The organism is Nocardia sp. NPDC050630 (assembly GCF_044457245.1).
Lineage (GTDB): Bacteria > Actinomycetota > Actinomycetes > Mycobacteriales > Mycobacteriaceae > Nocardia.
The window spans coordinates 1-16,269 of the sequence record NZ_JBITGN010000017.1; the positions used below are offsets into that span (position 1 = coordinate 1).

16 protein-coding genes, 1 tRNA gene and 1 other RNA gene are annotated in these 16,269 nt (G+C 64.5%); 11 read left to right on the plus strand and 7 right to left on the minus strand.

Features of this window, described 5'->3' with window-relative positions; all coding sequences use genetic code 11:
- Nucleotides 1–407: 407 nt before the first annotated feature.
- On the minus strand, nucleotides 408–1,190 hold the full coding sequence (locus ACIBG0_RS31680; RefSeq protein ID WP_397037516.1) for a queuosine precursor transporter: 783 nt from the start codon (nucleotides 1,188–1,190) through the stop codon (nucleotides 408–410).
- 29 nt (nucleotides 1,191–1,219) lie between these two features.
- On the opposite strand from ACIBG0_RS31680, the gene ACIBG0_RS31685 reads away from it, so the two are divergent.
- Entirely contained in the window at nucleotides 1,220–1,738 is a 519-nt protein-coding gene (locus ACIBG0_RS31685) for a DUF4190 domain-containing protein (protein WP_397037518.1), read from the plus strand.
- A gap of 64 nt (nucleotides 1,739–1,802) precedes the next feature.
- Here the strand turns inward: ACIBG0_RS31685 and ACIBG0_RS31690 are convergent, their stop codons facing one another.
- Genes ACIBG0_RS31690 through ACIBG0_RS31700 form a run of 3 tightly spaced genes read right to left on the minus strand, consistent with a single transcriptional unit; the run spans nucleotide 1,803 to nucleotide 4,006 of the window.
- Nucleotides 1,803–2,498, minus strand: a complete 696-nt coding sequence (locus ACIBG0_RS31690) for an RDD family protein (protein WP_397037520.1) — start codon at nucleotides 2,496–2,498, stop codon at nucleotides 1,803–1,805.
- Nucleotides 2,499–2,543: 45 nt separating this feature from the next.
- Nucleotides 2,544–3,476, minus strand: a complete 933-nt coding sequence (gene gluQRS / locus ACIBG0_RS31695) for a tRNA glutamyl-Q(34) synthetase GluQRS (protein WP_397037522.1) — start codon at nucleotides 3,474–3,476, stop codon at nucleotides 2,544–2,546.
- Between the two features lie 20 nt (nucleotides 3,477–3,496).
- On the minus strand, nucleotides 3,497–4,006 hold the full coding sequence (locus tag ACIBG0_RS31700) for a DUF309 domain-containing protein (RefSeq protein ID WP_397037524.1): 510 nt from the start codon (nucleotides 4,004–4,006) through the stop codon (nucleotides 3,497–3,499).
- Between the two features lie 485 nt (nucleotides 4,007–4,491).
- On the opposite strand from ACIBG0_RS31700, the gene ACIBG0_RS31705 reads away from it, so the two are divergent.
- Nucleotides 4,492–4,614 (plus strand): DUF397 domain-containing protein, encoded by a 123-nt coding sequence (locus ACIBG0_RS31705; protein WP_397037763.1) that lies wholly within the window; start codon nucleotides 4,492–4,494, stop codon nucleotides 4,612–4,614.
- A gap of 104 nt (nucleotides 4,615–4,718) precedes the next feature.
- Here the strand turns inward: ACIBG0_RS31705 and ACIBG0_RS31710 are convergent, their stop codons facing one another.
- On the minus strand, nucleotides 4,719–6,344 hold the full coding sequence (locus tag ACIBG0_RS31710) for a cytochrome bc complex cytochrome b subunit (protein ID WP_397037526.1): 1,626 nt from the start codon (nucleotides 6,342–6,344) through the stop codon (nucleotides 4,719–4,721).
- Between the two features lie 168 nt (nucleotides 6,345–6,512).
- Between ACIBG0_RS31710 and ACIBG0_RS31715 the strand changes: the two genes are divergently transcribed.
- On the plus strand, nucleotides 6,513–8,057 hold the full coding sequence (locus tag ACIBG0_RS31715; RefSeq protein ID WP_397037528.1) for a WS/DGAT domain-containing protein: 1,545 nt from the start codon (nucleotides 6,513–6,515) through the stop codon (nucleotides 8,055–8,057).
- Nucleotides 8,058–8,200: 143 nt separating this feature from the next.
- Here the strand turns inward: ACIBG0_RS31715 and ACIBG0_RS31720 are convergent.
- Nucleotides 8,201–8,288 (minus strand) — tRNA-Ser (locus tag ACIBG0_RS31720).
- A gap of 129 nt (nucleotides 8,289–8,417) precedes the next feature.
- On the opposite strand from ACIBG0_RS31720, the gene ffs reads away from it, so the two are divergent.
- Nucleotides 8,418–8,512: signal recognition particle sRNA small type (gene ffs, locus ACIBG0_RS31725), an RNA gene on the plus strand.
- A 143-nt stretch (nucleotides 8,513–8,655) separates the two neighbouring features.
- Nucleotides 8,656–9,945: an aminotransferase class I/II-fold pyridoxal phosphate-dependent enzyme gene (locus ACIBG0_RS31730; protein WP_397037530.1), complete on the plus strand. Its 1,290-nt coding sequence runs from the start codon at nucleotides 8,656–8,658 to the stop codon at nucleotides 9,943–9,945.
- Between the two features lie 54 nt (nucleotides 9,946–9,999).
- Here the strand turns inward: ACIBG0_RS31730 and ACIBG0_RS31735 are convergent, their stop codons facing one another.
- The gene (locus ACIBG0_RS31735; RefSeq protein WP_397037531.1) at nucleotides 10,000–10,806 is read right to left on the minus strand and encodes a class I SAM-dependent methyltransferase; all 807 of its coding nucleotides are present in this window, start codon (nucleotides 10,804–10,806) and stop codon (nucleotides 10,000–10,002) included.
- Between the two features lie 231 nt (nucleotides 10,807–11,037).
- On the opposite strand from ACIBG0_RS31735, the gene ACIBG0_RS31740 reads away from it, so the two are divergent.
- The 6 genes from ACIBG0_RS31740 to ACIBG0_RS31765 all read left to right on the plus strand — a co-directional run bounded on the left by ACIBG0_RS31740 (nucleotide 11,038) and on the right by ACIBG0_RS31765 (nucleotide 16,244).
- Nucleotides 11,038–11,631 (plus strand): HhH-GPD-type base excision DNA repair protein, encoded by a 594-nt coding sequence (locus tag ACIBG0_RS31740; RefSeq protein WP_397037532.1) that lies wholly within the window; start codon nucleotides 11,038–11,040, stop codon nucleotides 11,629–11,631.
- Between the two features lie 113 nt (nucleotides 11,632–11,744).
- Nucleotides 11,745–12,458 (plus strand): hypothetical protein, encoded by a 714-nt coding sequence (locus ACIBG0_RS31745; RefSeq protein ID WP_397037534.1) that lies wholly within the window; start codon nucleotides 11,745–11,747, stop codon nucleotides 12,456–12,458.
- 156 nt (nucleotides 12,459–12,614) lie between these two features.
- Nucleotides 12,615–13,001 carry a hypothetical protein gene (locus ACIBG0_RS31750; RefSeq protein ID WP_397037536.1) on the plus strand — a complete coding sequence of 129 codons (387 nt, stop codon included), beginning with the start codon at nucleotides 12,615–12,617 and terminating at the stop codon, nucleotides 12,999–13,001.
- Between the two features lie 141 nt (nucleotides 13,002–13,142).
- Nucleotides 13,143–14,576: an MFS transporter gene (locus ACIBG0_RS31755; protein WP_397037765.1), complete on the plus strand. Its 1,434-nt coding sequence runs from the start codon at nucleotides 13,143–13,145 to the stop codon at nucleotides 14,574–14,576.
- A gap of 111 nt (nucleotides 14,577–14,687) precedes the next feature.
- Nucleotides 14,688–14,894, plus strand: coding sequence for a hypothetical protein (locus ACIBG0_RS31760; RefSeq protein WP_397037538.1), 207 nt, complete (start codon nucleotides 14,688–14,690; stop codon nucleotides 14,892–14,894).
- 84 nt (nucleotides 14,895–14,978) lie between these two features.
- Nucleotides 14,979–16,244, plus strand: coding sequence for an ROK family protein (locus ACIBG0_RS31765; protein WP_397037539.1), 1,266 nt, complete (start codon nucleotides 14,979–14,981; stop codon nucleotides 16,242–16,244).
- Nucleotides 16,245–16,269: the final 25 nt, after the last annotated feature.

Here is a 16,269-nt window from a genome sequence, read left to right on the forward strand (position 1 = left end):
GCTTGATGCACGCCGGGAAGGGCGAGATTCGCGCCTGCGGCGCATGCGTTTCGACGGCTCGGACGCGAGACGGGCCGCGAACGCTCGTTCGTAAGACTCGCTCCGTTGTGGTTGGTGGTGGCGGGGCGTTTGGCGCTTGATGCACGCCGGGAAGGGCGAGATTCGCGCCTGCGGCGCATGCGTTTCGACGGCTCGGACGCGAGACGGGCCGCGAACGCTCGTTCGTAAGGCTCGCACCGTTGTGGTTGCGTCGGTGATGGGAGTTTGTGTCTGTGGCGCATGCGCTTTGACGGCTTGGCTATTCAATGGCTGTGCCTTCGGTGCGGATGCGGGACGGGCGGCGAACGTCGCTGGTGAGCTCGCTCCTTCGTGGTTACGTGAGGAGCGAGCCTGCGGCGTCACACGATTCAGCTCAGGAGCGCGGGAGTTTCGCGCGGGGCGTAGCTCGGCTCGTGCTTCTTCAGGAAGGCGATCACCCGATAGGTGATCGGCAGCACGATGACCTCGGCGAGCGTCTTCCAGATGAATCCGACGATCACGTAGTTCACGAACTGTCCCCAGCTATCGATGCCGATCGCGGTGGCCGCGATCGAGCAGAAGATCAGCGTGTCACCGAATTCGCCGACGATCGTGGAACCGATCAACCGCGCCCACAGGTGTTTCTCCTTGGTCTTCTCCTTGATCAGCACCAGCGATGCCGAATTGAGCATCTCGCCGACGAAGTAGCCGGACAACCCTGCGGCGACTAGTTGCGGCGTGGTGCCGATGACGGACCGGAAGGCTTCCTGATTGTCGTAGAAGGTGGCGGCGGGCAGCTCGATGGCGATCTTGAAGCAGACGACCGCGAGCAGCAGGATGGCGAATCCGTAGTAGATGGCCCGGCGGGCGGCCTTGAAGCCGTAGACCTCGCTGAGCACGTCGCCGATGATGTAGGCCAGGGGGAACAGGAACCACGCACCGTCGGTGGAGATCGGCAGGACCTCGATGGGGCCCAGTTTCACCGAATGATCGGTGAAGAATTGGACGCCTTTGGTTGCGCAGATATTCGAGATGATCAGCGTCGCGGTGAACAGGGCGACGACGGGGGTGTAGTAGCCCCGCGCGGCGACGGCGAATGCCGGGTGGGCCGCCGCGGGGCCCCCAGATTCTGGGTGTTCTTCGACTGTTTTGGACTCACTCACGCGCTTCATCCAACCAGGTTGTGGAATAGGCTGTAGCAATGACGAATCCCGGCGATTCCGACGAATGGTGGAAACAGTACGGCGGCGAAGGTGTATCGCCGGAGGCTGGCTCCCAGGGGTCGGTACCGCAGTACCCCTCGGCACCCCAGTACCCTTCCGCGCCGCAGTACCCGCAGCAGCCGGCTCCGACTCCGCCACCACAGCCGCAGTCGCAGTATCCGAGCTACCCCCAGCAGCCGGTCGCCGGTCCGCAGCAGCCCTACCCGCAGACTCCCGCCTACCCGAATGCGTACCAGCCGTACGGCTATCCGCAGCAGGCGCAGGGGAATAACGGGCTCGCGATCGGTTCACTGATCGCCTCGATAATCGGGCTGTGCAGTTGCGGTATCGGCGCGATCGTCGGAATCATCCTCGGTGTCATCGCACTGAATCAGATCAAGGAGAGCGGCCAGGGTGGTCGTGGTATGGCCCTGGCCGGAATCTGGATCGGCGCCGGTGCCATCGTGCTCTGGATCGTGTACATCGTGCTGGACGTAGCGCTGACGGCGACGCGTTAGCTTTCGAAAACATCAGGGGCGCTCCCATTTCGGGAGCGCCCCTGATGTTTGCCCGGGTCTGCGATCAGGACTTGACGACCTGCGTACCGCCGGCGAACTTGTCGTGCCAACCCTGCTTGTTCGGGTCCTGCGAGGTGGTGACGATCATGTAGATGATCAGGCCGAGCTCGGCAAGGCCACCGATGCACGGGATGATGCTGAGGGCGACGTAGAGGTTGCGCTTCAGCGAAACCTCCGGAGTGATCTTCGCCGCGCCGCCGGGGGCGACAACCTTGAGGCCCACGATCTTCTTGCCGAGGGTGGTCCCCTGCGAGGTCTCCATGCCGACGAAGTACCCGAGCAAGGCGATCGCGCTGACCAGACCGACCACGATCTGCCCGCCGAGTCCGGAGCCCAGGATGAGCAAGATGATGACATAAACCGGGATGCCGACGATCAGGTGATCGATGACACGGGCGCCGATGCGGGCTCCGATATCACCGGGCTGTCCGCCGTATCCGTATCCCGGCTGCTCGCCATAGGGCTGCTGGGGGTAGGGCTGCTGCTGGCCGTAGGGATCCTGCGGCGGCTGCCCATACTGGGGCTGACCATAGGGCTGCTGTCCGTATTGGGGCTGCTGCCCGTACTGCGGCGGCTGCTGCCCGTATTGGGGCTGTCCACCCTGCGGGTACTGCTGTCCACCCTGCGGGTATTGCTGGCCGCCCGGATGCGGTTGCCCGCCTTGCGGATATTGGTTGGGGTCGTACCCACCGCTTGTCATATGTGTGTCCTCGTCAGTGATCAGTAGATCGGTCGATTGCGTACGTTACGGACATCGCGCGGGTTGCAACAACCCATTCTCGTCGAGTATCCACGGTTCCTCGGTCAGATCGGTTGGGTCGAATCGGTCGAGCAGTTCGGCGGGCGAAACCGGGGGATAGCCAAGTGAACTGGCCAGTGCGGCCGCGACCCGGTCGGGTGTGCTGCCGAGGGCGAGCTGATCGGCCAGTGTCACCGCACCGTCGCGTTTGGCCAGTCGCTTGCCTTCGGCGTTGAGCACCAGCGGTACATGTGCGTAGTGCGGAACCGGAAGTCGCAGCAGCGTCGCGAGATAGGCCTGGCGCGGTGTCGACGGCAGCAGATCGTCGCCGCGGACCACCTGATCGATACCCTGCTCCGCATCGTCGACGACCACAGCCAGGTTGTACGCCGGAATTCCGTCGCCGCGGCGCAGTACGACATCGTCCACGGGGCCGCGGTATCGCCCGTGCAATTCATCGGTGATCTCGAATTCGCGCACGTGCGCACGTAACCGCAGTGCGGCCGGGCGTCCGTCGGCGCGATGCGCGGTTCGCTGCGCCTCGGTCAGATCACGGCAGGTGCCCGGATAGTGGCCGAGCGGTCCGTGCGGTGCGGTCGCGGCCTGCTGGATTTCCCTTCGGGTGCAATAGCACTCGTAAGTGAGTCCGGCCGCGGTGAGCTGATCGATGGCTGCTCTATAGTGCGGCAGTCGGTCGCTCTGCCGCACGACCGGGCCGTCCCAGTCCAGGCCGATCGCGGCGAGGTCCGCCAGTTGGCGCTGTTCGGCGCCCGACCGGACGCGATCGAGATCATCGATCCGGACCACGAAGCGGCGTCCGGTCGAGCGCGCGAACAGCCAGGCAAGCATCGCGGTGCGCAGATTTCCGATGTGCAGATCGCCGGACGGGCTCGGGGCGTACCGGCCTGCTCGAAATCTGGTTACTGGCACGTTTGCCATGCTAGAGGCTTCGGCGCGGGTCACCGTAGCAGCAGCCGCGGCTTGAGTCGGTCTTCCGGAATCGCGGTTCCGTTGTCGAGCGCGGTCAAGAGTGCCTCGGCGTGCGCGATCAGACCCGCGCGGTCGATTCCGTATGGCATATCGCTGTTTCGGTTCGACGGCTCGGTGTCCGGGACGGCCTCATAGGCGCGCAGCCGGCTCACCGCGCGGCTGAGCAGGGTGCGCGCGCCCTTCGGATTCGCACGCTGGATGTGCGTCAGCCCGACCGCATATTGCGCCAGACCCTGCCACAGCATCCTTTCGGCGAACGGCCCGTTCTTCCATGCGGCCTCCAATACCTCGTGCGCGTTGAATGCCAGGCCGTCATCCAGCAGTTGCTGGGCGAACAAGAGAGTTTGCTGGGGCGGCAGATTCAGGTCGTCGGGAATGCGCGGCACACCGACGCTACCGACCGGCATGGGTCGTCCGAACCGGTCGCGTGGGCGGGGATTACGGGCGCGACCTGCCTCGTCGCGCGGGCGTTCGACCATGCTGCCCATCATCCATGGATGACATCACGGACGTCCAGCCGAGTTCTGCCGATCTTGATTAATTGACCATCACAGAGAAATCACGTCACCAAAAAGTTTGCTGCCCAGCAAACATAGGAATGAATGTCATCTTCCGGCAATGCCCCCGCAACTCGGTATCTTCGCAAGATTGGCAATTGCGATGATGGAATGGGCAAGAGATCGGCAAATTCATGATGAACCTGCTAGTGTTTAGCGCGCGGGGGCGACCCCGCGAGGTGAATTCACCTCGAAGAGCAGTGCGATCACGACGCACCGTGAAAGTCGCGCGCTTTGGCAAGGCGCACCGCGGGATTCGGCCTTCCGCGCCGGATGCCGGTGCTAGTTAGAACGATGTCAGAAGAAAATCTCGTTGTCGACGCAGCAAAGGAGCTAGTGCCGTGGAAGTTGACTTGACGGGCGCTGTGTGGCGTAAGAGCACATACAGCGGCCCCGATGGGAACTGCGTGGAAGTCGCATTTCTCGTCGACGGCAACGTGGCGGTCCGCGACACCAAAGACAACGGCTATGGTCCGTTGTTGGCGTTCACGCCAGGCGAGTGGGATGCATTCCTAAACGGAATGTCATAGGGGGGAGTTCGGACGCGCCTGAACAACAGGGTGAGTCCGAACCAACAGCACGGGCCCCGGGTCGGCACGGACTCGGGGCCTTCGCAGGTGCTCAGCGGCTTTTCTCAGTGGGGTCGACCGTCGGTCTGTTCCTGAGCGGCGCGTAGTACGGCGAGCTGTTTGCGCTCTTCCTCATGCTCGGCCGCCAGATTGGCGCGCGACTCCTGCCATGGATCGGGGCGGAAGAATCCGCCGGTACCCGGTTTGCCCGCCGAACCCAGCTTGTTCATCTTCTTCGGCACCGTCGCGCCCTGGTAGGTCAGCGGAATCGGATGACCGTGTGCGTCGACAGGACCGAGCGGCTGGTGGATCTCGATGTACTCACCGTGCGGCAGCCGCCGGACGATGCCGGTTTCGATGCCGTGCTCGAGCACCGCGCGGTCGCTACGCTGCAGGCCGAGGCAGATGCGGTAAGCGGCGAAATAGGCCACCGCTGGCAGGGTGAGAATGCCGATGCGGCCCACCCAGGTGGTCGCGTTCAGTGAGACATCGAATTTGTAGGCGATGATGTCGTTCACGCAGGACAGCGTCAGTACCACGTAGAAGGTGATCGCCATCGCGCCGATCGCGGTACGAACCGGTACGTCGCGCGGGCGCTGCAGCAGGTTGTGGTGCGCGGTGTCCTTGGTCAGGCGCCGTTCGATCCACGGATAGGCGATCAGCATGGCGAAGACCAGGCCCATGATCATCGCGCCCCAGAACGGTGCGGGCACGGTATAGCGTCCCGGATACAGCTCCCACGGTGGGATCAAGCGCATCATGCCGTCGGTCCACATCATGTAGAAGTCCGGCTGGGTGCCCGCCGATACCTTGGCCGGGCTGTAGGGGCCGAAGGCCCAGATCGGGTTGATCTGCAGCAGGCCGCCCATGAGTGCGACCACACCGAGTGTGAATGCGAAGAACGCCCCCTGGTCCGCGGCGAAGACCGGCACGATCCGCGCACCGATGACATTGTTCTCGGAGCGACCCGGCCCAGGAAATTGCGTGTGCTTCTGGTACCAGACCAGCGCGATATGTGCCGCGATCAGCGCGAGCATAATGCCGGGGAACAGCAGCACGTGCGCGATGAACAGTCGCGGCAGGATGATCTCGCCCGGATAGTCGCCGCCGAACATCAGCCAGTGCATCCAGGTGCCGATGAGCGGAATGCCGAGCGTGATCGACGAGAACGCCGCCCGCAGGCCAGTGCCCGAGAGCAGGTCGTCGGGCAGCGAGTAGCCGAAGTACCCCTCGAACATCGCAAGGATCAGCAGCAGGGAGCCGAGCACCCAGTTGGCCTCTCGCGGCTTGCGGAATGCGCCGGTGAAGAAGATCCGGAACAGGTGCACGATGATGGAGGCCGCGAACAGTAGTGCGGCCCAATGGTGGACTTGGCGCACGAATAGACCGCCGCGGACCTCGAAGGAGAGGTTCAGCGCTGTCTCGTACGCGCGGGTCATGGACACCCCGCGCAGCGGCTGGTATGCGCCGTTGTAGGTGACTTCGGCCATCGATGGGTCGAAGTACAGCGTCAGATAGGTACCGGACAGCACCAGAATGATGAAGCTGTAGAGCGCGATCTCGCCGAGTAGGAACGACCAGTGGGTCGGAAAGACCTTGTTGATCGACCGCTTCATGAACGCCGCGGCCTTATATCGCTCGTCGAACGAGTTGGCTTGTTCGCTTGCCCTACGACCTACGTCAACAGCCATGGCCGACACCCCGCTCTGGGTGAGAGGTGGTACATGTTCTACTACAGACGGTAGCAGGGGATCGGTCGGGAATCGATAGGTTTCCCTGAACCGCAATGTGGAACAAGATCATTCAGTTTTTCGATGCTGCTCGCTTCCTCGGGTAACCGGGTGTCATATTGTCGAGTCGTGAGTACGGTGGCCGCCCAGGACGCGACGATGTACTGGCTGTCGAGCCGTACCCGAAATGACCTCTTCATGCTCTATTGCTTCGACGATTCCGGGCGTTCCGGTGGGCAACTGCGCGAGTTCGTCGCGCGGCGCAGTGCCGACATTGCCGATCTGTCGGTCCGGCTGCGCGAGCTGCCCGCAGATCTGGACTATCCGGCATGGGTTCGCTGTGAATACCGTGCCGAGCAATTTGTAGAACATTTCCTTCCGGAACCTAATTGGCCGAGTGTGTGTATGGCGCTCGGCAAACTGCTCGGCACCGGAGTGGACGCCGCGATGCGGCCGTGGCGATTGCATGTGTTTCGTGGGGTTATCGGCGCCCCCGGGGGTGATGGGCCCGCGATGGTGGTTGTGTTGCAGATGTCGCATGCGTTGGCGGATGGGCGGCGCGGTGCGGAGCTCGCCAGGGCGTTGTTTTCCGATGTCGAGGCGGTTGCGCGGGGCGAGACCGCTGCGCGGGGCGAGACCGCTGTGCGGGACCAGGCTGTTGCGGTCGAGCGGATTGCCGAGGCCGCACCGGTTGCCTCGGTGATCGGTGGCGCGCCGGTTGCTGCGGCGTTGGATTCGGTTGCTCGGGCGGTGGCTGGGCGGGCCGCTCGCCTCGGTCGATGGCTCGGAGCGGCAGCGGTTGAGTCGGCACCGGTGGATCCCATACACGTGCATTCGGTGCTGGCTCTGGTTCGGATGCCGATTCAGTTCGGGCGCACGGCAATTCGCGGGTATCAAGCCTTCCGGGCACAGCGGGAATTGGCCGAATCGACAACTGCGGGAAGGCTTCCGGAACCTGGGCCCGGGTTCACGCCGAGTCCGGTGAACCGGGGCGGTTCGCCGGATCGGCATGCTCATCAGGTGCGGATGCTCGTTTGCGATGCCGAGCGGATGCGCATACCTGGCCACACCGTGACCGTGGCCGCGCTGACCGCTGTGTCGATCGCACTGGATCGCTACCTCACGGCGCGAGGTGAACGAGTGGACCGTCTGGGTGCGCAGGTGCCGATGGCCTTGTCCGACAACGGGATAGCGGCTCGCAATAACTATCGCAGCCTGAGCGTCGACCTGTTCATCGACGAACCGGACCTACTGGCCCGCGCCGACAAAATCGCAGCGGCCCTCACCGAGCGCCGAGCCCGTGCCCGGCATCCACTGCTGACCGCACAGGACCGCGTAACCGCCGTCATCCCCGCCCGACTACTACGCCGCGACATCGAGCGGTACCCGCTCGACGCCGTCCCCGACTCGATCGCCGGACACACCGTCGTCTCCAGCGTCAACCGCGGACCCGCCGACCTGACCTTCGGCGGCGCCCCCGTCCGCTTCACCGGCGGCTTCCCCGCGATCGGCTCCGTGATGCATCTCACGCACGGCGTACACGGCCTCGGCGACACCGTCACCGTCTCGATCCACGCCGACACCGCCGCGCTACCGGACATCGATACCTACGCGAACCTGCTACGCGATGCGCTGAACGAGGTATTCGACTGCGCCACTCGATCCACGACCTGACCTGGCACCGATTGGTGCTGCGCCCCGCCTGGGTCTGCAGATGAATAAACCGGGCCACCTGGATCATGACCGCGCACGTGTGGATCGGTGCATACAAAAACAGCAGGTCAGATTCGCGCGAACGAATCTGACCTGCTGTTTTGTGGCGGAGGATAGGGGATTTGAACCCCTGAGGGCGTTAACCCAACCCGCGTTCCAGGCGAGCGCCATAGGCCACTAGGCGAATCCTCCGTGCAGCAGCATACCGGGTGCCCCCGGCCGGTCACCAAATTGGGGCCGGTCGCGGTGGGGAAGTCCCAGCTCGGGCCATCTTCGATGCCCCGGTGGTGATCATTGTCGGATCCGCCGGCTACACTTGTGGACGGATCCCGCGCGGCGCGCATCCTGTGAACTCCCCCAGGGCCGGAAGGCAGCAAGGGTCAACGGGCTCTGCCGGGTGCGCGGGGTCCCCTATATTCACTCCAATTCGGAGCAACCGCCGGGTAACGTGAACACGGTCCGCCGGACGTCGAACGCGCTCGGCTGGATCAAGGGTCCGACCCCAGCACGTCGGTTCGGACGTCAATCGCCCCTTCGCTGCTTCGAAAGGCTGCCCAGGATGCCCCGGCAAACGCAGATCGGTTTGATGAGCCCCCCGGAGCTCGTGTCCGAACACGAGACCCAGACCGCGAATTACGCGACGCTCAAGACCGAGAAGCTCACGCTGGATCTGACCAGGGGTAAACCTTCGCCGGAACAACTCGACCTCTCCGCCGAACTGCTCACCCTGCCCGGTCCGGGCGATTTCAAGGACGGTACGGGCACCGACTGCCGCAATTACGGTGGGCTGCACGGTCTCCCGGAATTGCGCGCGATCTTCGGTGAGCTGCTCGGCATTCCGGTCGAGAATCTGATCGCGGGCAATAACGCCAGCCTCGAGTTGATGCACGATGTGATCAGCTACGCATTGCTGTACGGCACACCGGATTCCGAGCGCCGCTGGGTGGCCGAGCCTACGCTGAAGTTCCTGTGCCCGAGTCCCGGCTACGACCGGCATTTCGCGATCACCGAGGCGCTCGGCTTCGAGATGATTCCGGTTCCGATCCGTCACGACGGTCCGGATGTGCACGCCATTGCCGAACTGGTGGCCAACGATCCGCAGATCAAGGGTCTTTGGGCGGTGCCGAACTACTCCAACCCGACCGGCGTCATCTTCTCCGAAGATGTTGTCCAGGAATTGGTTTCGATGCCCACTGCGGCGCCGGACTTCCGCCTGTTCTGGGACAACGCCTACGCGGTGCACCCGCTGACCGATACCGCCGCACCCGTCCTCGATGTGCTCGGCATGGCTGCTGCGGCCGGAAATCCGAACCGCCCCATCGTTTTCGCCTCGACCTCGAAGATCACCTTTGCCGGTGCGGGGGTGAGCTTCCTCGGTGCGTCGACGCCGAACCTGAACTGGTACCTCGACCACGCCTCGAAGAAGAGCATCGGCCCGGACAAGATCAACCAGCTGCGCCACCTGCGATTCTTCAAGGATGCCGATGGTGTGCGCGCGCATATGCAGAAGCATCGCGCCATTCTCGAACCGAAATTCGCACTGGTACTGAAGATTCTGGAGGATCGGCTCGGCGCGTCCAAGGTGGCGTCCTGGACCGAGCCGAAGGGCGGCTACTTCATCAGCCTCGACGTCCTGGAAGGCACCGCGGCCAGGGTGATCGCGCTGGCCAAGGACGCCGGTATCGCGCTCACCGCGGCCGGTTCGGCCTTCCCGTGCAAAAACGACCCGGAAGACAAGAACATCCGCATCGCCCCCAGCTTCCCGCAGCTGCCGGAACTGGAGAAGGCAATGGACGGTCTGGCCACCTGTGTACTGCTCGCGGCCACCGAGAAGCTGCTGCAGAAATAGCTTGATGTACAACGGGCGCAGACCGATTCGGTATGCGCCCGTTGTGGTTTCGAATCAGTGCGGCTTGTGGGCCAGCACGGCGAACATGGTCACCGATAGGTGGATGTCGCCGGTTTCGGCGCCTCGTTCCAGATCCGCGATGAGCTGATCGCGCTGCGTCTCGGTGATGGAGCCGCGCGCGACCGCCATGGCCGAGATGCGGTTGACCAGCGCACCTGCCCCTACCGTCCGGTCCTGCACCAAGGCGTGCGAGCCGACTTCGTCGATCACCAGGCCCGCGTTGGTCAGTAGTCCGGGTAACCTGCGGCCGGAAAAGGGGTTGGTGGTGGCGGCGATCAGGGTGTCGACGACATCACGAACCACCTGCCGGTCGCCGGGATGCACGATCGCCGTGCCCCAGTCGCTGTCCATCACCACGACACGACCGCCCGGCCTGAGCACCCGGGCGATCTCGTTGGCTGCGCGATTCGGTGCGGTCAGGTGCTGGAACACCCGCTCGCAGAGTGCGGCGTCGAAGGTGTTCGCGCCGAAGGGCAGCCCGTAGGCGTCGCCGGAATGGAATTTCGCCGTCGAACCGGACTGTAGAGCGCGGCGTTCAGCCGAGGCGAGCAGCTGCGGATCGGGTTCGACGCCGATCGCGGTGCCGGTCGGGCCGACCGCATCCGCGAAGGCGATGACCTCCGTGCCGGTGCCCGATCCGATGTCGACCGCACTTTCGCCGGGCTGCAGCGCCAATGCTTCATGTGCCCACGTGCGCAGTCGGCGGATGCCCGGCAGTGCCGCCTGCAGATCCCGCACGTCGACCAACTGATCCTGGCCCGCGCTGTCGAAGCGATCCGGGCGTAACCCCTGTGTATTCATGGGCCCGATTCCGTCTCTTGGTATTGCCGTCGTCTGAGGCATGGCGTTGAGCCTACTTCGGCGCCGACCGCATCGCACGGCAGGTCTGTGATGTCGGTCACGATTCGGGCATGCCATCGATCCGGGTTGGCCGGACCGCTTGGCCGGCCCTTTTCGAGCGACCTACAAGCAGTCGCTAGCGGCGCCGAGTGAGATGATCGACAGAGTCCGGTACCAGCGAAAGGAAGTCCCGTGACCAAAGCGAAGTCCGCGACTGTGAAGCTGTGTCTGGCCCAGGAGCCGGAAGCGGACAAACTCCTTTCCGAGGATCCCTTCGCGTTGCTGACCGGCATGCTGCTCGATCAGCAGTTTCCGCTCGAACACGCCTTCCGCGGGCCGAAGAAAATCGCCGACCGCATGGACGGCTTCGATATCCAGCGGATCGCCGACGCCGATACCGAGGCGTTCGAAGAATTGTGCGCGACCCCGCCCGCCATTCATCGCTACGGCCGGTCCATGGCCCGCCGCACCCAGGAACTCGCGCGCTATGTGGTCGAGCATTACGACGGCAAGACCGACCGCATCTGGACCCAGGGCGATCCGGACGGTAAAGAGGTGCTGCGCCGTTTGAAGGACTTGCCCGGCTACGGCGATCAGAAGGCCAGGATCTTCCTCGCACTGCTCGGCAAGCAGCTCGGTGTGCGGCCGAAGGGCTGGGAAGCGGCGGCCGGCGCCTACTCCGAAACGGGCTCGCGGCGCTCGGCCGCCGATATCGTCGACGGCGAATCCCTTTTGGAAGTACGGGCTTTCAAGAAGCAGATGAAAGCCGCGGCCAAGAAGTCCTGAGGTCGCTCCAGGTTTGCCTATTCGAATCTGTCTGCATTTTTCCCTCGTGCTCGATTGAGTTCTCGCCGATGCTTTTCCCTCGGTAGCAACACCTAGATGAGGGAATGCAGTACATGAGGATGAGGAAACTCGCCGTCGTCGCGGCGCTGGTGACCATGGCGACCGGTGTGGCCGCGGGCACCTCGGTCGCCGCCCCGGCCGCGACCGAAAGTGACGATAGCGCAATCAATTTCACCGCCGAAGCAGTAGGCGATACATCGATTATCAAGACCGACGCGGGTTCGCTGGCGGTCGAGGGCGATGTCTTCCAGATCAAGGCCGCCGATGGCACCGTGCTCGCGGGCACGCCGCTGCGGTTCAAGATCGACGACTTCGAATTCCCCATCGCCGCGCAGATTTCCGATCGCAGCGCTAGCTTGACCCCGCAAATCGATCGCGAACACGCGGTCTACAAACCGGTCGCGCTGCCCTACGAGGATCAAGCCCCCTGGAAGACCCCATATGACCGTGAGGTCGCGGCCTGGACCCGTCTGACGAGCACCATCTCGGCGGCGGCAACCATCGGCACGCTGGTCGGCGGTCTCATCGGCGGCGCGGCCGGCTGCGTGCTCGGCGGTATCGCCGGTGCCACGGTCGCCTCGGCCACCATCGTCGGTCTGTTCGGTCCGTTCATTCCGGCCGCGGCCATCGGCTGCCTCGGCGGCATCGTCGCCGTCGGCGCACTGGGCACCCTGGCCGGTCAGATTTTTGTCACCGCCCCGGTCGCGATCGGTGCGGCGATCCAGTACTTCACCACCATCAACCAGCCGTTCGCCCCGCCCAAGTAGGTCATTCGGCATCCGTGGCCGCACCGTCGCCACGGAAAACAGGCCCCGCCCAGTACCTCTCGACTGGGCGGGGCCTTCTTGTTGCGGGGAAGACCGGGCCGATCCGGCTAGCATGCTCAGGCTGCTCAGAGACTCTGGAAGCAGGAGGGGATAGTGATGAACTTCGACATCAAGCGCATTCTGCCAATCGCACTACTCTTCGCGACGGCGGGCGCCAGCTTGCTGATCGGTGCGGGTACAGCCGCTGCCGACGACTGGCCCTCGAACGGCGGCGGACTCGAGGTCTATGAGACCAAAGACTTCGCGGTCCAATCCGATCCCGACTACTGGAACCCATTTTCCGACCGCAACCGCTTGACCTCGCCATTCGGCACGAGTACCCGGATCGTGTGCACCAGTTTCCATGGCGTACAGCAGGATTGCTGGCAAGCCGACATCGACGGCAATCCGCACAAGCTCAATATCTCTCCGCTCGACCTGCCGTATGCGGGCTCCAGCGGGACCGGCCACTTCGGGCCCAAGCACTACGTCTACCCGGGCTGATCGCACCACGGACACAGGCCCCGCTCAGTACTGAGCGGGGCCTTCGCGTGTTGGCGGCAAGATCGCGACCAGGCCTTTCATGTCCTCGCATTACTTGCGTTGACATTTAATGCGTGTGCATCTAAATTACCGAAGGTGACTATGACAGCTACCCCACCCGACACCCGGATCGCCGCATCTACCGACCACACCCCGGGCCGTTGGGGCCCGAAGTTGTGGGCCGTGCTTTTCGTCGCTGGTCTGGCGATGTTCCTCGACGCACTCGATGTCTCCATGGTCGGCGTCGCGCTGCCGTCCATCGGATCCGAACTGGGACTCGATACCGAGAGCCTGCAATGGATCGTCAACGGCTACATCCTCGGCTACGGCGGCCTGCTGTTGCTCGGTGGCCGAGCCGCCGACCTGCTCGGCCGTCGCCAGGTATTTCTCACCGCCCTGGTGGTTTTCGGACTCGCCTCGCTCGCGGGCGGTCTGGTCGATGACGGTGCGCTGCTGATCGCCAGTCGCATCATCAAGGGCGTCGCCGCCGCATTCACCGCACCCGCCGCGCTCTCGATCATCACCACCACCTTCAAGGAAGGCCGCGACCGCAACCGCGCACTGTCGATCTTCACCGTCTTCGGCGCCACCGGTTACGCCTCCGGCCTGATCGTTTCCGGCCTGCTCACCGGCATCGACTGGCGGCTGACCTTCTACGTCCCGGTGCTGGTCGTCGCGGCCGTGGTGCTCACCGCTTACCTCGTGGTGCCGCGCAACATCGAGAAGGAGCAGGGTCGCATCGACTTCGCAGGTGCCGCACTATTGACCGGTGGCATGCTGGCCGCCGTCTACACCATCGTCACCGCCCCCGAAAAGGGCCTCACCGCAACGGTTGTCGCGACCACGGTAATCGCCGTCGCCCTGCTGAGCGCGTTCTTCGTGGTCGAGAACAAAGTGGCCCACCCGCTGGTGCGGCTGAGTATCTTCAAGGTGAAGTCGATCGTCCGGGCGAATCTGGCCGCGCTGGCCATCTTCGGCTCCTACATCAGCTTCCAGACGATCGTGTCGCTGTACCTGCAGAACACCCTGGGTTGGGAACCGCTGAAGATGGCGCTGGCCCTGGCTCCGACGGGCGTTATCGTGGCGATCCTGTCGCCGGTCGCGGGCAAGCTGATCGACCGCTATGGCACCACGCCGATGATCATCGCCTCGATGACCTCGTTCGTGATCGGGTACGTCTGGTTCATCTCCTTCGGCGGTAGCGCCGACCCGACCTACGTCGTGGACTACCTGCCCGCGTTCCTGTTGCTCGGCCTGGGCTTCGCACTCGGCTTCTCGTCGGTCATGGTGCAGGCCACCGAGGGCATCGCCGACCACGAGCAGGGGTTGGCCTCCGGGCTGGTGCAGACCTCCGGTCAGATCGGTGGCGCGGTGGTGCTCGCCGTCGTCACCGGGCTGATCAGCGGTGGCGCCGCCACCAGCATCGGGCAGTACCGGCCGGGTCTGTACCTGGTCACCGTGGTCGCGCTGGTCGGGCTGATCGCCTCGGCCACCGCACTGCTGGCCCGTCGTCAGTTGGTCGCGGAAACGGCGTAACCGAACAGCCCGGGATCGGGCGAGCCAGTCACCCCGTGGGGGTCGCCAAAATGCGACCCCCATTCGGCGTTTTCGGGCATATCGTGCGCTGGGCCACAGTATGATCGGAACATGCTGCGCGGCAAGGATTTCGATGCGAATCACGCATTCGGCGAGGTCGCGCGCCGCTGGCAGGGCTTGGTACACCGCGATTTCGGTGTTAACTTTGATCCCATGTCTTCGAGCCGTCCGACCGCCCTGCGGGTCACCTATGTGACCGCCGCACTGGGTCTGCGACTGCCGTTGACTCGCGAACTGTGTTGTTCCTGCTGCAGCTGAGCCGCTCTTTCGGCTCGTGCGCTGCCCAGCCGCCGCACGTGTAGGCATGTCCCGTGGTACGGGACTTCAGCAAGGAATCTTCATATGTCCCTCACCCTTGATCGATCCGCCTCCAGGGTCGTAACTGGTCGTGTCCGTGTCCAGCGCCCTGTCGTCGCGCCGGAACTCCGCATCGCCGACAATCCAGCAGCAGCCGTGCTGCGCACCGCGACCGGCGGTCCGGTGTCCCGTGACAATGCCGCGCGCACAACCGGTTTGAGCATCGCCACGGTCAACCGCCAGGTATCCGCACTGTTGGCCGCCGGGCTACTGCGCGAACGCCCCGACCTGACCGCGTCGGGTGCGGTCGGACGTCCGCGAGTTCCGTTCGAAATCGACCACGAGGCCTATCTGACCCTCGGCATCCATATCGGCGCCGCGGTCACCAAGATCGTCGCGGCCGATCTGCGCGGGCGCATCCTGGGCGGGCTGGCCATCGCGACGCCGCAGACCGGTCAGGACTTCGCGACCACGACCGTCGCGCGCAGCGCCAAGGCCTTCCTGCAGCGCTGGCACCGGCGCAAGCCGCTCTGGGCCGGTGTGGCGATCGGTGGCCGGGTCGATGCCGCCACCGGTGTGGTCGATCATCCCAAGTTGGCTTGGCAAGGCGCGCAGGTCGGTTCGGTGCTCGGCGAGGTGCTCGAGCTGCCGGTTTCGGTGGCGCCGCACGTCGAGGCGATGGCGGCGTCGGAGCTGCTGTTGCCGACCGGCGAACCGCGTGGTATCGGCGGCCCGGGCAGCAGCCTGTACTTCTACGTTCGCGAAACCGCCGGTATCGCCGTGACTTTGGACGGCCGGGTGCATACTCCCAGCAGCGGCCCCGGCTCGATCGCGCACTTCCCGACCGGCTCCGATGTCGAATGCACCTGCGGACGGCGCGGCTGCCTCGAGGTGACTGTCGGTGATCGGTCGCTGCACGCCAGAGCCGTTGGGCGCGGGATCATTCCGGCGCACAAGGGCGCCGGCGGCACCACCATCGCCGACCTGTACCGCGCCGCCGAGGCAGGTGCGGCGGATGCCCAGGAGTTGCTCGCCGAGCGCGCCACCATTCTCGGCCATACCGTGGCGATGGTCCGGGACATGCTCAATCCGGACCGGGTGATCCTCGGCGGCCAGGCCTTCACCGGCTACCGCCCCGCCGTCGCCCATGTCGCCCGCGCCTTCACCCAATCCTCCCAACTCCCACCGACCGATATCCGCATCAGCGGATTCGGTGGCAAGGTGCAGGAATTCGCCGCGGTGGTCACCTCACTGAGCGCCATCTACGCCGATCCGCTCTCCGCCATCCGCCGCACGGTGCTCGCAGAGTAGCCCCGCGCATGACAACGTAAGCGGC

Excerpts from the sequence above, each read along its gene's own strand:
- ACIBG0_RS31680 (WP_397037516.1), bottom strand. The coding sequence starts at position 1,190 with ATGAAGCGCGTGAGTGAGTCCAAAACAGTCGAAGAACACCCAGAATCT.
- ACIBG0_RS31685 (WP_397037518.1), top strand. The coding sequence starts at position 1,220 with ATGACGAATCCCGGCGATTCCGACGAATGGTGGAAACAGTACGGCGGC.
- ACIBG0_RS31690 (WP_397037520.1), bottom strand. The coding sequence starts at position 2,498 with ATGACAAGCGGTGGGTACGACCCCAACCAATATCCGCAAGGCGGGCAA.
- gluQRS (WP_397037522.1), bottom strand. The coding sequence starts at position 3,476 with ATGGCAAACGTGCCAGTAACCAGATTTCGAGCAGGCCGGTACGCCCCG.
- ACIBG0_RS31700 (WP_397037524.1), bottom strand. The coding sequence starts at position 4,006 with ATGGTCGAACGCCCGCGCGACGAGGCAGGTCGCGCCCGTAATCCCCGC.
- ACIBG0_RS31710 (WP_397037526.1), bottom strand. The coding sequence starts at position 6,344 with ATGGCTGTTGACGTAGGTCGTAGGGCAAGCGAACAAGCCAACTCGTTC.
- ACIBG0_RS31730 (WP_397037530.1), top strand. The coding sequence starts at position 8,656 with ATGCCCCGGCAAACGCAGATCGGTTTGATGAGCCCCCCGGAGCTCGTG.
- ACIBG0_RS31735 (WP_397037531.1), bottom strand. The coding sequence starts at position 10,806 with ATGAATACACAGGGGTTACGCCCGGATCGCTTCGACAGCGCGGGCCAG.
- ACIBG0_RS31745 (WP_397037534.1), top strand. The coding sequence starts at position 11,745 with ATGAGGATGAGGAAACTCGCCGTCGTCGCGGCGCTGGTGACCATGGCG.
- ACIBG0_RS31750 (WP_397037536.1), top strand. The coding sequence starts at position 12,615 with ATGAACTTCGACATCAAGCGCATTCTGCCAATCGCACTACTCTTCGCG.
- ACIBG0_RS31755 (WP_397037765.1), top strand. The coding sequence starts at position 13,143 with ATGACAGCTACCCCACCCGACACCCGGATCGCCGCATCTACCGACCAC.
- ACIBG0_RS31760 (WP_397037538.1), top strand. The coding sequence starts at position 14,688 with ATGCTGCGCGGCAAGGATTTCGATGCGAATCACGCATTCGGCGAGGTC.
- ACIBG0_RS31765 (WP_397037539.1), top strand. The coding sequence starts at position 14,979 with ATGTCCCTCACCCTTGATCGATCCGCCTCCAGGGTCGTAACTGGTCGT.